Source organism: Paraburkholderia sp. RL18-085-BIA-A, assembly GCF_046027075.1.
In the GTDB taxonomy this organism is placed as follows: domain Bacteria; phylum Pseudomonadota; class Gammaproteobacteria; order Burkholderiales; family Burkholderiaceae; genus Paraburkholderia.
Genome location: NZ_JARESU010000566.1, coordinates 1 through 622 on the forward strand (window position 1 = coordinate 1; position 622 = coordinate 622).

Consider the following 622-nt stretch of genomic DNA (forward strand, 5'->3'; position numbering starts at 1 on the left):
TTTGTCGGCCTCAAAACCGTGCCTCCAATCGATCCCTTCCCCAAGGAGCACTGGAACAAACGCGCCTGCGCTCTGATCGGTGCTTTCAACGGGCCGATCGCAGAGGGCCAGAAACTCATGGCCTCGCTGCTCGAGAAACTGCCCGCCCCACTGTTCAACTGGATGGGCGAGATGCCGTGGACTGCCATCAACAGTCTGTTCGACCCGTTCTTCCCCAAAGGCTTGCAGTGGTACTGGAAGGGCGACTTTGTCAAAGCGCTGCCTGACGAGGCGATCGACGTGCACATCGCGAACGCGCTCAAGGCACCGACCCCCTTCTGCCTGATGCACCTTTACCCCGTAGACGGCGCCGTTCGGCGGGTCCCCAAGGATGCCACGCCGTGGAGCGCGCGCGACGCGTCTTTTTCGATGGTAATTGCCGCGATCAGCCCCGATCCCAAGGACGCCGAGGCGCTTAAGACCTGGGGCCGTGCCTACTGGGGGGCCATCCACCCGTTCAATCTGGAGGGCGCCTACGTCAACTTCCTGGACGCCGACGAGGCTGAGAACCGCGTCGAACTAAGCTACGGCGACAACTACAAGCGCCTTGCCTCGATCAAGGCAAAGTACGATCCCAACAACC

General features: G+C 61.4%; 1 protein-coding gene. It reads left to right on the forward strand.

What is annotated here, in order from left to right:
- On the forward strand, positions 1-622 hold a 622-nt coding region (locus P0D89_RS53870; RefSeq protein WP_408379797.1), incomplete at both ends, for a BBE domain-containing protein.